At 60.2% G+C, this 13,352-nt stretch carries 14 protein-coding genes; 8 read left to right on the top strand and 6 right to left on the bottom strand.

The genetic code is table 11. The features are described from left to right. Nucleotides 1–66 precede the first annotated feature (66 nt). Nucleotides 67–999 carry a pyridoxal-phosphate dependent enzyme gene (locus AMC88_RS21520; RefSeq protein WP_012485654.1) on the top strand — a complete coding sequence of 311 codons (933 nt, stop codon included), beginning with the start codon at nt 67–69 and terminating at the stop codon, nt 997–999. Nucleotides 1,000–1,165: 166 nt separating this feature from the next. On the opposite strand, the gene leuD is transcribed toward AMC88_RS21520, so the two are convergent. The 3 genes from leuD to AMC88_RS21505 all read right to left on the bottom strand — a co-directional run bounded on the left by leuD (nt 1,166) and on the right by AMC88_RS21505 (nt 2,673). Beyond that, a complete protein-coding gene (gene leuD / locus AMC88_RS21515; RefSeq protein WP_010009214.1) occupies nt 1,166–1,774 on the bottom strand; it encodes a 3-isopropylmalate dehydratase small subunit in 609 nt (202 codons plus the stop codon). A gap of 133 nt (nt 1,775–1,907) precedes the next feature. Continuing rightward, complete coding sequence (locus tag AMC88_RS21510; protein ID WP_064825774.1) at nt 1,908–2,330, bottom strand: VOC family protein; 423 nt, start codon at nt 2,328–2,330, stop codon at nt 1,908–1,910. Between the two features lie 109 nt (nt 2,331–2,439). Further along, nucleotides 2,440–2,673 (bottom strand): hypothetical protein, encoded by a 234-nt coding sequence (locus AMC88_RS21505; protein WP_003589579.1) that lies wholly within the window; start codon nt 2,671–2,673, stop codon nt 2,440–2,442. Nucleotides 2,674–2,786: 113 nt separating this feature from the next. Between AMC88_RS21505 and AMC88_RS21500 the strand changes: the two genes are divergently transcribed. Next, complete coding sequence (locus AMC88_RS21500; protein ID WP_012485652.1) at nt 2,787–3,692, top strand: HpcH/HpaI aldolase/citrate lyase family protein; 906 nt, start codon at nt 2,787–2,789, stop codon at nt 3,690–3,692. After that, on the top strand, nt 3,692–3,898 hold the full coding sequence (locus tag AMC88_RS21495; protein WP_010023100.1) for a DUF1737 domain-containing protein: 207 nt from the start codon (nt 3,692–3,694) through the stop codon (nt 3,896–3,898). The genes AMC88_RS21500 and AMC88_RS21495 overlap by 1 nt, the downstream gene beginning before the upstream one ends. A gap of 117 nt (nt 3,899–4,015) precedes the next feature. Here the strand turns inward: AMC88_RS21495 and AMC88_RS21490 are convergent, their stop codons facing one another. Beyond that, on the bottom strand, nt 4,016–4,453 hold the full coding sequence (locus AMC88_RS21490) for a metallopeptidase family protein (protein WP_004675276.1): 438 nt from the start codon (nt 4,451–4,453) through the stop codon (nt 4,016–4,018). Between the two features lie 163 nt (nt 4,454–4,616). Here AMC88_RS21490 and AMC88_RS34105 point away from each other — a divergent pair, with 163 nt between their 5' ends. The 5 genes from AMC88_RS34105 (at nt 4,617) to bfr (ending at nt 11,462) form a co-directional block, all read left to right on the top strand. After that, nucleotides 4,617–5,561 (top strand): ImuA family protein, encoded by a 945-nt coding sequence (locus AMC88_RS34105; RefSeq protein ID WP_012485651.1) that lies wholly within the window; start codon nt 4,617–4,619, stop codon nt 5,559–5,561. A 40-nt stretch (nt 5,562–5,601) separates the two neighbouring features. Then, a complete protein-coding gene (locus AMC88_RS21480; RefSeq protein WP_012485650.1) occupies nt 5,602–7,020 on the top strand; it encodes a Y-family DNA polymerase in 1,419 nt (472 codons plus the stop codon). Then, the gene (locus tag AMC88_RS21475) at nt 7,017–10,475 is read left to right on the top strand and encodes an error-prone DNA polymerase (protein WP_064830069.1); all 3,459 of its coding nucleotides are present in this window, start codon (nt 7,017–7,019) and stop codon (nt 10,473–10,475) included. Before AMC88_RS21480 ends, AMC88_RS21475 begins: the two co-directional genes overlap by 4 nt. 161 nt (nt 10,476–10,636) lie before the next feature. Next, nucleotides 10,637–11,011 carry a (2Fe-2S)-binding protein gene (locus AMC88_RS32230; RefSeq protein WP_012485648.1) on the top strand — a complete coding sequence of 125 codons (375 nt, stop codon included), beginning with the start codon at nt 10,637–10,639 and terminating at the stop codon, nt 11,009–11,011. Next, complete coding sequence (gene bfr / locus AMC88_RS21465) at nt 10,977–11,462, top strand: bacterioferritin (RefSeq protein ID WP_041683812.1); 486 nt, start codon at nt 10,977–10,979, stop codon at nt 11,460–11,462. The genes AMC88_RS32230 and bfr overlap by 35 nt, the downstream gene beginning before the upstream one ends. A gap of 70 nt (nt 11,463–11,532) precedes the next feature. Here bfr and AMC88_RS21460 read toward each other — a convergent pair whose 3' ends face one another. After that, complete coding sequence (locus AMC88_RS21460) at nt 11,533–12,066, bottom strand: RNA pyrophosphohydrolase (RefSeq protein ID WP_010020785.1); 534 nt, start codon at nt 12,064–12,066, stop codon at nt 11,533–11,535. Nucleotides 12,067–12,090: 24 nt separating this feature from the next. Further along, complete coding sequence (locus tag AMC88_RS21455) at nt 12,091–13,281, bottom strand: divergent polysaccharide deacetylase family protein (protein WP_041683811.1); 1,191 nt, start codon at nt 13,279–13,281, stop codon at nt 12,091–12,093. Between the last annotated feature and the right edge of the window lie 71 nt (nt 13,282–13,352).

Raw genomic sequence — 13,352 nt, 5'->3', positions numbered from 1 at the left:
GGTTGCTCCGACGCCTTCAACTGGAATAGAACGGTAGGCTCCAGCATTTATTTCGGGAATGTTTCCATGCCTTCAGCGCCTCTTCATCTCGACACGCCTCTGGCTCGAACAGCGCCTGATTACAGCGCCAGCGGCAAGCCGCTCTGGCTGAAGCTCGATGCACTGCAGCCCTCCGGCAGCTTCAAGCTGCGCGGCGTCGGCCGGCTTTGCCGGCACGAGGTGGACAATGGCGCGCGCGAGATCTTCTGTGCTTCCGGCGGCAATGCCGGTATTGCCGCGGCCTATGCCGGCCGGGCGCTCGGCGTGCCGGTCACGATCGTCGTGCCGGAGACGACGGCGGCCGATGTCCGGCAGACGATTGCCGCAACCGGCGCCAATGTCCTCGTGTACGGAGCCGTTTTCGACGAAGCCAATGCCCACGCGGTCGAACTCGCCCGCAGCCGCAAGGCAAGTTATGTGCATCCTTTCGACCATCCGCTTCTGTGGGATGGCCATGCGACGCTGATCGACGAAGTGGTGGCGAAGGGTGCAAAATTTGACTGTGTCGTCACCAGCGTCGGCGGCGGCGGGCTGCTTGCCGGCATTGTCGAGGGGCTGAAGCGAAACGGGCTGCCCGACGTGCCTGTGATTGCCGTCGAAACCGAAGGGGCAGCTTCGCTGCATGAGAGCCTCAAGGCAAATGAGCGCGTCGCCCTGCCCGCAATCACCTCGATCGCTACATCGCTCGGCGCGCGGCAGGTGGCCCCGCATGTCTTCGACCTGCCGAAACGGCATCCGATCGAAAGCGTTCTCGTCAGCGACGCCGACGCCATTGCCGCTTGCCTGAAATTTGCCGATGCGCAGCGCATCCTGGTCGAGCCGGCCTGCGGTGCCGCCCTTGCCGTTGCCGATGTGCATGCCGGGCTGCTTGCTCGCTTCGACAATCCGCTGATGGAAGTCTGCGGCGGCATCGGCGTGTCGCTGGAAAAGTTGAGGCTCTGGAAAGAGAAATTTCTCTGATCTCTAAAGCGCGTCGCGTTTTCTCAGATTCGCTCCTCGCGCTTTAGGTTCTGTGTTGCAGCAGGTCGTTGCCGCAAAACCGGTGGGGACTTTTGCGCGGCATGCTTTAGAGCAAAGAAAAAGCCGGGCGAAAGCCCGGCTCGATCGATCGTCATCCGTTCGGGTTTTAAGCGGCCCAGGGGTGCGAAGCGGCGTTCTTCTTTTCGAATTCGTCGATCGCCTTGCCCTTTTCCATGGTCAGGCCGATATCGTCGAGGCCGTTCAGCAGGCAGTGGCGCTTGAAAGCGTCGAGATCGAATTTGATCGAGCCGCCGTCCGGACCGGTGATTTCGAGGTTCTCCAGATCGACGGTCAGGATGGCGTTGGAGCCGCGCGACGCGTCGTCCATCAGCTTGTCGAGATCTTCCTGGCTGACCTTGATCGGCAGGATGCCGTTCTTGAAGCAGTTGTTGTAGAAAATGTCGGCGAAGCTCGTGGAGATTACGCAGCGGATGCCGAAATCGAGCAGCGCCCAGGGAGCGTGTTCGCGCGAGGAACCGCAGCCGAAATTGTCGCCGGCGACCAGGATCTTGGCATCGCGATAGGCCGGCTTGTTCAGCACGAAATCGGGATTTTCGGAGCCGTCTTCGTTATAGCGGGCTTCGGCGAAAAGGCCCTTGCCGAGGCCGGTGCGCTTGATGGTCTTCAGATAGTCTTTCGGAATGATCATGTCGGTGTCGATGTTGACGACCGGCAAGGGCGCTGCAACGCCCGTCAGCTTCACGAATTTATCCATGACCATGCTCCATTTCAGCAAACGTACTTTCCTGAATTTGCATCTAGTCCAGTTTTTCGCCGAAATGAAGGAGAATCTTTCGAAAGTGGCGGCCACGCGGCGTTTCGCGCGGCCCACCCGTTGAATGGGGCCGTTATTTGCTGGGCGCGTTCAAGCCCCAGAGGACGCCGAACGGATCGCGAAGCTGGCCGTAGCGGTCGCCCCAGAACATCAGTTCGATCGGCATGACGACTTCGGCGCCGGCCGCCACCGCGCGCTCCCACCAGAAATCGATATCGTCGATGACCAGTTGGATGGCGAAGCCTTCATGGCCTTTGAAGGGGTGTCCGTATTCGGGATAGGCATCCGCCAGCATCAAGGAGCTGCCGTTGATGTAGAGATGAATATGCATCGTCCGGCCGCTCTCATCGACCGGTACCCGATGGGCCTGTTCGGCGCCGAAGGCCCTCTTGTAGAATTCCGCGGCCTTCACCGCGCCGTCGACCGTCAGATAGGGCAGCAAGCCATTCTTGACCGGCGGCAGCTTGGCCGGATTGTTTTCCGTCGTCGTATCCATGCTCATCCTCCATCGTGTTCAAGCGCCGGCTGAATGCCTGGCTGCTTCAAAGACGTATCAAGGACGCATGATGCGACAATGTCGGTCGGTTTTTTTTAAGTGAAGCTGCTTAGAGATCGATGATCGTGCCGCGACCGTCGTTCCAGATGCGCATCTCGCGTTGGCCGTTATTTGCCTTGGCACGGACTGGAGCGGGCTTCATCTTCATCGAAAGGGCGCGGCCGACCATGAGCACGGTCAGGATGCCGCCGACAGCAAGCGTCACCGAAAAGGTGAAAAGCAGCATGGCGACAAAAACGGTGGCGCCGGCAAGCATGAAGAAGATGGAGCGAATGTTCTGCATGGGTTTGATACCTTTCTACAGAAAGGAATGTTGTCCTTCTTTTTTCTCTCTGCAAGGCAAGCATGGCTTTTTGTTGTCTTGCCGGGCTTTGCGAAGCTTGGCACTAATGATTGATGAGCCGAACAACCCCTCTCCGTTCCTTCAATCTGCGCCGCTCGGTGCTGAGCGTGCCCGCGATCAACCTGCGGGCGCTTGAAAAAAGCCATTCCCTTGATTGCGATGCGGTTATTTTCGACCTGGAGGATTCCGTGGCGCCCGAGAAAAAGGGGCAGGCGCGGGAAAATCTGCGGGCCTTTTTTGCCGGGCCGCCGCTTGAGGGCAAGGAAAGGATTATCCGCATCAATTCTTTGTCATCCGAATTCGGAGCGGCGGATCTCGATCTGGTCAAGGCGCTTTTGCCCGACGCCGTGCTGCTGCCGAAGGTGGACGAGCCTCAGGATGTCACTGACGTCAGCGATCTGCTTGCCGCTGCGGATGCGCCGGAGGAGCTGCGCATCTGGGCGATGATCGAGACGCCGCGCGGCGTGCTGAATGTCGGGTCGATCGCCGGATCCGGCCGCACGGCGGGTTCAAGGCTCGATTGTCTCGTCGTCGGGCTCAATGACCTGCGCAAGGAAACGGGCGTGCTTCCCCAGCCGGGGCGGACCTATCTCGTGCCCTGGCTGATGCAGGTCATTCTGGCGGTCAAGGCCTATGGGCTCGATGCGCTCGACAGCGTCTTCAATGATTTCCGAGATGGCGAAGGCTTCGACGCCGAATGCGGGCAGGGCCGCGCCATGGGTTTTGCCGGCAAGATGCTGATCCATCCCGCACAGATCGAAGTGGCCAACCGGCATTTCGGGCCGAGCCTGGAAGAGATTGCGGAAGCCGAGGCAATCATATCGGCCTTTGCCGATCCTGACGCCAGTGGCCTCAATGTCATCAATGTGAACGGGCGAATGATCGAACGGCTACATCTTGTCCAAGCTGAAGCTCTGGTTCATAAAGCTCGCCTGATTTCTGCAAGAAGGCCCGCCTGATGAAACTCTACCGCTTCCTGACCGGTCCCGACGACGCCTCGTTCTGCCACAAGGTCACTGCCGCCCTCAACAAGGGCTGGTTGCTGGAGGGTTCGCCGACCTATGCTTTCAATGCCGCAACCGGCGCGATGCAGTGCGGCCAGGCCGTCGTCAAGACCGTCGAAGGCAAGGATTACGATCCGGAGATGAAACTCTCCGAGCAGTGAATCCTACTTGCTTGAAAGTGATGGAGCGTCCTTAGCCCGGCCGAGGCGCGGTGCTTCAGCTCTTTGTTTTATGCATGTCATTATCCCCGACCGCTGCACACGTCCGGGCGATATGCATTAGCGCTCGGTGGCTTCCTCAGCGCTGGCCTCGATCCGCTCCATGTCCTCGTCGCTCAGCCCGAAATGGTGGCCGATCTCGTGGATCAGGACATGGGTGATGATATCGCCGAGCGTCTCGTCGTTCTCGGCCCAGTAGTCGAGGATAGGTCGCCGGTAGAGGCGGATGCGGTTCGGCATCTCGCCGGTTTCCAGCGTGAAGCGTTCGGAAATGCCCCTGCCCTCAAAAAGGCCGAGCAGGTCGAAAGGGGTTTCCAGCGCCATGTCCTCGAAAACGTCGTCATCGGGGAAATCCTCGATCTCGATCGTGAGGTTGGTCGTCAGCTGGCGGAATTCATCCGGAAGATGGCTGTAGGCCTCCATGGCCAGCGACTCGAAAGTGCTGATCGTCGGCGCATGGCGGTCCCGCCAATCATCGCTCTGGTCTATGCGGGCCATGAATATTCCTTCCTTTGCGGGCCCATATAGAACCTTTATCGCCGATTTTCGAGTGCGGAATCAAAGGCAGGAATAAATTCATAGAAAATGGTTGTTGACTCTTCTTCCGCTCTCTGGAATCCATAAGAACATAACAGGAACAAGACGGATCGGAGTAAACGCCATGGCGCAGAACGCCCTGGCGCGCGAGCGGCTTTTTGCGCTCCGCGAAACCATCGCCAGACTGGAGGGAAAGCCCGCGCCGGCACTTGCGGCGGCGGAGCAGGAAGCCTTGGCGCAAGGGCGCAAGACCCGCCAGGAACGCGTTCTGCCCCTCTTGCCGTTTGGGGTGGAGTTTGTCGATCGGGCGCTGGAAGGCGGCCTGCCCCTCGATGGGATTACCGAATTCCGCTCCGCGCTGTCTCGCGATGCCGGCGCGGCAAGCGGGCTGGCGATGGCTGTTGCCGCGCGGCTGCAGAAACAGGAATCAGCTGCCGGCAGGCTTATGCCGTTGCTCTGGATCGGCGATGCAGTCGGCACGTTGGAGGCAGGCCGTCCCTATGCTCCCGGACTTCGGGATTTCGGGTTGAGCCCGGAACGATTTCTCCATGCCGCGCCGCGCAAGCTGGACGAAGCGCTCTGGCTCGCGGAGGCGGCGGTGGAAAGCGCTGCTTTCTCGGCCGTCATCCTCGAAGTGCGGGGCAACCCTGCGCATTTCGGCCTGACCGAAAGCCGCAGGCTCAGTCTCAGGGCACATGCTGCCCGCCGTCCGCTCTTTCTTCTGCGGCAGGCCGGAATGGAGGAGGCCAGCAGTGCGGCCTTGCGCCTGCATGTCGAACCGGGACCGTCAGGTCCGCGGCCGTTGCCGGATGGATCGAAGCTTGCCGGCAGTATCGGCAATTCGATTTTCCGTCTCACGCTGGAGAAGAGCCGCAATCCGGCCCCGCTCTCCTTTCTCCTGGAGTGGAACCCTCATGAACACGAATTTTTCCCTGTCACCGAACCAAACCTCCTTCGTCCTCCAGGCGAACGGTCAGCGTATTCTGGCGCTCAGCTTCCCGCATCTGTCAACCGATCGTATCGCCCGCAGGCGATGGGGGCCCTCCTGGCGTTCGAAAGGGCGTCCTGAGGCGCCATCCATCGTCTGTTCGGGCAAGCTCAACAATGCCATGCGGCTGACGGCACTGGACGAATTGGCCGAGCGGCTGGGGCTGAAGAAGGAACAAGGCGTGGCCGAAGCGCGCGCCATGTACCCGACTCTCGATGTGGTGGAAGAGGATCCGGCGGCCGACCGCCGGCTGCTGGAAGCCATTGCCGACTGGTGCGACCGGTATACGCCTTTGGTGGCGTTCGACGGCAGGGACGGCCTGTTTCTCGACATTACCGGCTGCACGCATCTCTTCGGCGGCGAAAAGGCGCTTCTCAAGGATGTTCTGTCGCGGCTCTTTCATATGGGGATCGATGCGCGGGGCGCGATCTCATCGTCGCCGGGTCTTTCCTGGGCGGTGTCGCGCTTCGGGCAAAGCGGCGTGATCGAGAATGAGGAGACGGAGCAAGTGCTGATGTCCTTGCCGATCGCAGCTTTGCGGCTGCAGGGGCAAACCGTCGATGCGCTGAAGAAGCTCGGTCTGAAATATATCGGCGACGTCATCAATGCGCCGCGGGCGCCATTGACCCGCCGGTTCGGGCCGGAATTGCTTCTGCGTCTCGACCAGGCGCTGGGACATGAAGAGGAAGCGGTTTCGCCCCGTCGTCCCGTCGCCAGCCTTTCGGCCGAAAGCCGCCTGATCGAGCCGATCGGAACGGAAGAACAGATCCTTGCCGTCACCCGGCAGGTCGCTGTGTCGCTGCAGCCGTCGCTGGAGGCACGCGGCGCCGGCGGGCGAGTGTTCGAATTGGTGCTCTTCCGCGTCGACGGCAGGGTCTTCCGTATTTCCGTCGGCGCTTCGCAGCCGCTTCGCGAACCGAAATTTATCGCCGGGCTTTTTTCCGAGCGCCTGCAGGCGGTCTATGACGATCTCGATGCCGGTTATGGCTTCGAGATCGTGCGGCTGAATGTGGTGCGGCATGATCCCTTCAATGAAGCGCAGGCTGATTTCGAAGGCGATCGTCAGGGAGAAATCTCCCTTTCGGCTTTCGTCGACCGTGTCTCCGCCCGGCTGGGTGAGGATTGTCTGCAAAGTTTCCAACTTCGGGAGAGCCATGTGCCGGAACGCGCCGTCATCGCGGTTCCGGCGATGGACAATCTTTCCAGACGGGGGAAAGCCGAGCCGAAGGGGGTTCTTCCTTTCCGCCAAGAGCGCCCGTTGCGGCTTTTTGCAACGCCGGAGCCTGTCGAGACTGTGCTCGCCGAAGTGCCCGATGGTCCGCCGCAAATCTTTCGATGGCGGCGTATGCAGCATCAAGTGGCAAAAAGCGAAGGTCCGGAGCGGATTGCCATGGAATGGTGGATCGACGGAAGTGACGCGGAGGCGCGCGATTATTTCCGCATCGAGGACGAGAGCGGCCATCGCTTCTGGATCTATCGTCGAGGTTTCTATGGCCGGGAACTCGATCCCCGCTGGTTCATGCACGGGGTGTTCGCATGAAGGGCGAGCGCGCATTTTTCGAGATCGGCGCGAGGACGAATTTCTCGTTCCTCGAAGGCGCCTCCAGCCCGGAAGAGATGGTCTTGCAGGCCGCTTATCTCCGGCTCGGCGGTCTCGGAATCGCGGACCGGAATTCGGTTGCCGGCGTCGTGCGTGCGCAGGCGCAGGCGGAACAGATCGAGGAGAGATACAAGAACAGAGATGCGATCCTGGCCGAAGCGGAGAAGACCGGAAAAAAGGAAGGGATTTTCCATCCAATCCGGATACAGCCGGGCGCCCGTCTCGTCTTTTCCGACGACACGCCGGATATCCTCGCCTACCCATGCAATCGGCGAGGCTGGGCAAACCTCTGCCGCCTTCTCAGCGCCGGCAATCTGAAGGAGGAAGCGGTCAAGGGAAGCTGCATCCTGACGGAAGCGGAGCTCATGGAATGGGGGGACGAGATGATGCTTGCCCTCGTTGCCGATCGTACCCTTGTCGAGAGCCAGGCGGGCCAGACTGCGCTGGAGGATTATCTGGAGCGGTTTCGCAGACGTTTCCGCAAGGCTCTTTTTATGGTGCTGGCGCCGGCCTATGACGGTCGCGACAGGCAGGTGTTTGCAGTGCTTGCCATGCTTGCCGCCCGAAATCGCGTGCCGTTGATTGCGACTAACCAGCCGCTTTACCACCATCCCGAACGCCGGCCGCTTTCAGATGTCGTGATCGCGATCCGGGAGCATGTGCAGATATCACAAGCCGGATTCCTGCTGGCGCCGAATGCCGAGCGCTACCTCAAGGATTCACGTGAAATGGTCCGGATCTTCGGCGACTATCCCGATGCGGTCGAAAATACGCAGGTCTTTTTCGGCAAGCTGAGCTTTTCGCTGAAGGAGCTGCAGCACAATTACCCGTCTGAAAACGATCCCGGCGAAACGCCGCAGGAGACCCTCGAGAGGCTGACGAGGGCGGGAGCCGCAAAGCGCTATCCGCAGGGTGTCCCATCCAAGGTGGCGAAGCAGATCGATTATGAACTGAAACTCATCGGCGATAAGAACTACGCCTCCTACTTCCTGACGGTTCACAGGATCATTCAGCACGCCCGTTATGACCTCAAGGTTTTGTGCCAGGGACGCGGATCGGCGGCCAATTCGGTCATCTGCTATTGCCTTGAAATCACGGAAGTCGACCCTCAAAAGAGCACACTTCTCTTCGACCGTTTCATTTCCATGGACCGGGACGAGCCGCCGGATATCGACGTCGATTTCGAGCACGACCGGCGTGAGGAAGTCATCCAGTTCATCTACCGACGATATGGCATCGACCATGCCGGGCTGACGGCGGGAGTGACCACCTATCGCACCCGTTCGGCCGGCCGCGAGGTCGCCAAGGCTTTCGGCCTGTCGGAGGATGTTCAGTCGGCGATCAGCAGCCTCGTCTGGGGTTGGTCGGAGGACAATCTTTCCGAGAGGGATGCCAAGGCGGCCGGTCTCGACGTCAAGGATCCAGTGACCCAGAATGTGCTGCAATATGCCTCCGAGCTTCTCGGTTTCCCGCGCCACCTCACCCAGCATGTCGGCGGCTTCGTCATCACACGGGACCGGCTCGACGAGGTCGTGCCGATCATGAAGACGGCGATGCCGGATCGCTACATGATCGAATGGGACAAGGACGATCTCGACAACGTCAAGATCCTCAAAGTGGATGTGCTGGCGCTCGGCATGCTGACCTGCCTGCGGAAGGCTTTTTCGCTGCTTGAACTGCATTATGATGTCAAGAAGACGCTCGCAGACCTCGGCAACAGGGAGCATGGGGACGAGGGAAAGCCGGTCTATGAGATGATGGGCCGGGCCGATACGCTTGGCGTCTTCCAGATCGAAAGCCGGGCGCAGATGAGCATGCTGCCTCGCCTGAAGCCGAAGATATTCTACGACCTCGTCATCGAGGTGGCGATCGTCCGGCCGGGGCCGATCCAGGGCGATATGGTCCATCCCTATCTGAAACGCCGAGAACAGCGCGCCAGGAACATCCCGATCGAATATCCGAGCAAGGAGTTGGAAGCGGTCCTCGAAAGAACCCTCGGCGTGCCCCTGTTTCAGGAGCAGGCGATGCAGATCGCGATCACCGCTGCAGGCTTCAGGCCGGCAGAGGCCGACAAACTTCGCAGGGCGATGGCGACATTCAAGCGAACCGGTACGATCGGCGATTTCGAGAAGCGCTTCATCGAGGGAATGGTCTCAAAGGATTACGAACCCGAGTTCGCAAAACAATGTTTCAATCAGATCAAAGGTTTCGGTGAGTACGGCTTTCCGGAAAGCCATGCCGCGTCCTTTGCACTGCTTGTCTATGCCTCTTCATGGCTCAAGGCCTATTATCCCGATGTCTTCTGCGCGGCCATGCTGAATTCCCAGCCGATGGGATTCTACGCGCCGGCTCAGCTGGTGCGGGATGCACGCGAACATGGGGTGAGGATCCTGGCGGTCGACATCAATGAATCTGAATGGGACTGTACGTTGGAAGAGGCTGTCTTCGACCGAAAGACCGTCGATTTCCGGCATGGGCAGATGCGGGAGATCATCAAGACCCGGCATGCGGTGCGGCTGGGTTTCCGGCAGATCAAAGGTCTCTCGTCAGACGATATGAAACGGCTCGTCGGCAATCGAGGGCAAGGCTATGGTTCGGTGCGCGATCTCTGGCTGCGATCCGGCCTGCCGAAATCCGTCATCGAGCGACTGGCGGACGCGGATGCATTCCGATCCATCCATCTGTCGCGCCGCGATGCGCTTTGGGCTGTGCGGGCACTGGATGTGAAGAGTGCGGCCGAAGAACTGCCTCTTTTCGAACAGGTCCGTCATATCGACCTTCAGCCCGAACCCGCGGCGAAGTTGCCCGATATGCTACCGGGCGAACAGGTGATCGAGGACTATCGTTATCTTTCCCTGTCGCTGAAAGCGCATCCCGTCTCGTTTCTGCGGGAAGAATTGCGAAAGGCGGGCATCACCCGCAATGTCGATCTTCTCAGCGTGCCCAACGGCAAGAGGGTGACGATTGCAGGTCTGGTGCTGGTGCGGCAGCGCCCGGGTTCGGCCAAAGGCGTGATCTTCATGACGCTGGAGGACGAAACCGGCGTTGCCAATGCGATCGTCTGGAACGCAATGTTCGACAAATACCGGGCAGTCGTCATGGGAGCCAGGCTCGTGAAAATCCGCGGCAGGCTGCAAAGCCATAGCGGGGTGATCCATACCGTCGTCGAGCATATCGAGGACATGACGCCGGCGCTTGGCATCCTGCAACGCGAGGCCCGCCGTTTCGGCGCCTGCGAGCGGTCGGACGAGGTGTTGAGACCGGGAGGCGACCCGCGGCAGGCGGCAGAGGTGCGCAAAGGGGCGGGATTGGAAAAACGCATGATTGCCGAAGGCCGTCATGCGGGCGTGGCGGAAACCGCCCAGGTCATGCCGCGCGGGCGCAATTTTCATTGAACTTGTCGCGTCGATCGAAATCATGCCGCATGAGGATCATGCCCGCACGATCGGGATCATGCGAGCACGATCGGGATCGTCTGGTCATCGTTCGTGACCATACAATTCGCAACAGATTACGCCCATCGCTGCTGCCGACGGCGTCGGACTCGAATTTTTTCTTGACAGCCACCGTCTTCTTTAGCAGAAAACACGATAGTCAGTGTCATGTTTGGAATGAAGACGTGCTTGTCTGCAGCTGCAATTATATAACCGACAAGGAAATCCGGGAGGTTATCACCAACCTTCTCGACGAAGATTGTTGGCAGCTTATCGTGCCTGCAAAGGTCTACCACGCGATGGAAAAACGCGGCCGTTGCTGTGGCTGCTTCCCTAATGTGGTCGATATCATCATCCAGACGACCGAGGAATATCACGCCCGTCGCCACTCGACTGAGACGGAAATATTTGATTTCATGTCACGCTTGAAGCAGTTCCATGAGGAAAACAGGAGAGCGGACATTGAAAGGCGACAAAAAGGTCATCGAGCGGCTTAACGAGGCACTGTTCCTCGAGCTCGGGGCTGTCAATCAATATTGGGTTCATTATCGGCTGCTCGAGGATTGGGGCTACACCAAGCTCGCCAAGAAGGAACGCGCCGAATCCATCGAAGAGATGCACCATGCCGACCGGCTTGTCGCGCGCATCATCTTCCTCGAAGGTCATCCCAACCTGCAGACACTCGCGCCCCTGCGCATCGGCCAGAATGTCAAGGAAGTGCTGGAAGCCGATCTGGCCGGCGAATATGACGCCCGCACGGCCTACAAGAAGTCGCGCGATATCTGTTCCGAGGCCGGCGACTACGTTTCCATGAAACTTTTCGAAGAACTGCTGGCGGATGAGGAAGGCCATATCGACTTCCTCGAAACGCAGCTCGACCTGCTCGAGAAAATCGGCGAGAGCAAATACGGCCAGCTCAACGCCGATTCCGCCGACGAAGCCGAATAATTCGAACGGGAATGCCGGCCGCTCCGCGCGGCCGGTTTTTTCAATCTATCTTGCGGCGGCAAGCAGCCGGTCAGTCTTCCGACTGCAGCGTCGCCAGATGCCGGAACTCGCCGATTACCTGGTCATAGACGGCGCGCTTGAACGGGACGATCAGGCCCGGCAGTTCCTGCATCGGCTTCCATTCCCAGGCATCGAATTCCGGATCATGACCGCCCGGCGGCGGGTTGATGGCGATCTCGCTTTCGTCGCCCTCGAAGCGGAAGGCGAACCAGCGCTGCGTCTGGCCGCGGAATTTCCCTTTCAATCCGATGCCGATCAGCGCCGGCGGCAGATCATAGTTGATCCAGTCTCTTGCTTCCGCCAGCAGGGTCACTGTTCGGATGCCGGTTTCCTCGTAGAGCTCACGATAGGCGGCATCCAAGGGATCCTCGCCTTTGTCGATGCCGCCCTGCGGCATCTGCCACAGCTGCGGCGAGCCATCATATTCGGAATTGCCGTCCGGGATCCTCCGCCCGGCCCAGACCAGGCCATCGCGGTTCAGGATCATCACGCCGACGCAGGGACGATAGGGCAGATCCTCGGCTTTCACGGTCGCCTGGCTCATCTTCTTCTCCGTTCAGAAATTATCTCAGGGGCTTCTCGGGTCGTTGGAAAGCGCCGCGACGCCGACGATCTCGATGCCGCGCATGGACGCTTCCTCGCTCCATTTGGCGATGGCGTCGACACTTTCGTCGAAAGCCGAGGCGATGCCGATCGCCTGGCCGTTCTTGCGGGCGATGCGCTCGAGTTCGTCGAGCTTTTCCAGAATGGCATTGATATCGAGCTGGCCGTCCAGCTGCAGGTCGGCAAAGGCATAGGGCAGTTCAGCGCCCTTGGCGACCGTCGCCGTTTTCGACTGGGCCGACGTGCCGTCGTCAAGAAAGAGCAGGCCGCGCTTGCCGATATCGCGCATAACAGGTTCCATGGCGGCGGGGTCGGAGAGGAAACGGCCGCCGAGATAGTTCATGACGCCGGTATAATTGGTGATTTCCCCCATCGCCTTGTGCAGGTTCTCGATGTTGCGGGCGACCGGCTTCGACGTCAGTAGCGTCTCCGGACCCGGATCATTGGCCGGGTAATCAAATGGCTCGAGCGGCACCTGCAGCAGAATCTCGTGGCCGCCGCGGCGGGCCTCCTGCATCCAGCGCTGCAGGCTGTTGCCGCTTGCAGCAAAGGCGAGGGTGATTTCCTCCGGCAATTCGGCGATGGCGCGCTGCGTCCCCGTCTGGCTGAGCCCGAGGCCGCTGACCACGATGGCAATGCGGATGCCGCGTACGCCGGACGAGGGACGAGCATATTGGTCCATCGGCCGCCTCCCGTCGGGGCCGACGATCGGCAGCCTGCCAAACGCGGTGTCTTCGAGCAGCGCTTCATTGGGCTGGGCTGCCATGCGCGGATCCTGGCCGATCTGCATGGCATCGACCAGCACCGGTCCGCTGCCGTCGCGCGGGCGGGGACTGTATTTGGTAACGACGGAGCCATCGCCGGTGATCATCTGTTCGACATTGGCGCCCGAGCGCGGATCGGCGCGTGGCATGCCGTTCGCCGCCTGGTCGGCAGTGGCCGTCGGCGGCTTGCTGAGAGTCTGGCTTGCGGCCTGTTCGGTCGCCGGCGGTTTGGCGCGCTCCAGCCCCTCGCCCCGAAAGGCGGTATAGAGAGAAAAGCCGCCTATCGCGAAAAGGCACAGACTGGCAGCAATGCGACCGAGGCGCAGCACACCAGGACGCCGGCTGCCGGTTTTGCGGTTGCGCCCCAAAGGCGCATGCAGGTCCGTTCCCAATTTTCTCGCCCGCTCCAAAACCGGGAAACAGCAGAAAGGGTCAAGGCCGGACGACTGCCCGGCCTTGCGAT

Source organism: Rhizobium phaseoli (genome assembly GCF_001664385.1).
Taxonomy (GTDB): Bacteria; Pseudomonadota; Alphaproteobacteria; order Rhizobiales; family Rhizobiaceae; genus Rhizobium; species Rhizobium phaseoli.
Note: the sequence above shows the minus strand (reverse complement) of the source record. Positions and strands in the feature narration are given on the sequence as shown.

Coding starts and splice junctions, on each gene's coding strand:
- leuD (WP_010009214.1), bottom strand. CDS start 1,774: ATGGATAAATTCGTGAAGCTGACGGGCGTTGCAGCGCCCTTGCCGGTC.
- AMC88_RS21495 (WP_010023100.1), top strand. CDS start 3,692: ATGAAACTCTACCGCTTCCTGACCGGTCCCGACGACGCCTCGTTCTGC.
- AMC88_RS34105 (WP_012485651.1), top strand. CDS start 4,617: ATGGCGCAGAACGCCCTGGCGCGCGAGCGGCTTTTTGCGCTCCGCGAA.
- AMC88_RS21480 (WP_012485650.1), top strand. CDS start 5,602: ATGCGGCTGACGGCACTGGACGAATTGGCCGAGCGGCTGGGGCTGAAG.
- AMC88_RS21475 (WP_064830069.1), top strand. CDS start 7,017: ATGAAGGGCGAGCGCGCATTTTTCGAGATCGGCGCGAGGACGAATTTC.
- AMC88_RS21520 (WP_012485654.1), top strand. CDS start 67: ATGCCTTCAGCGCCTCTTCATCTCGACACGCCTCTGGCTCGAACAGCG.
- AMC88_RS21510 (WP_064825774.1), bottom strand. CDS start 2,330: ATGGATACGACGACGGAAAACAATCCGGCCAAGCTGCCGCCGGTCAAG.
- AMC88_RS21490 (WP_004675276.1), bottom strand. CDS start 4,453: ATGGCCCGCATAGACCAGAGCGATGATTGGCGGGACCGCCATGCGCCG.
- AMC88_RS21500 (WP_012485652.1), top strand. CDS start 2,787: ATGAGCCGAACAACCCCTCTCCGTTCCTTCAATCTGCGCCGCTCGGTG.
- AMC88_RS21460 (WP_010020785.1), bottom strand. CDS start 12,066: ATGAGCCAGGCGACCGTGAAAGCCGAGGATCTGCCCTATCGTCCCTGC.
- AMC88_RS21505 (WP_003589579.1), bottom strand. CDS start 2,673: ATGCAGAACATTCGCTCCATCTTCTTCATGCTTGCCGGCGCCACCGTT.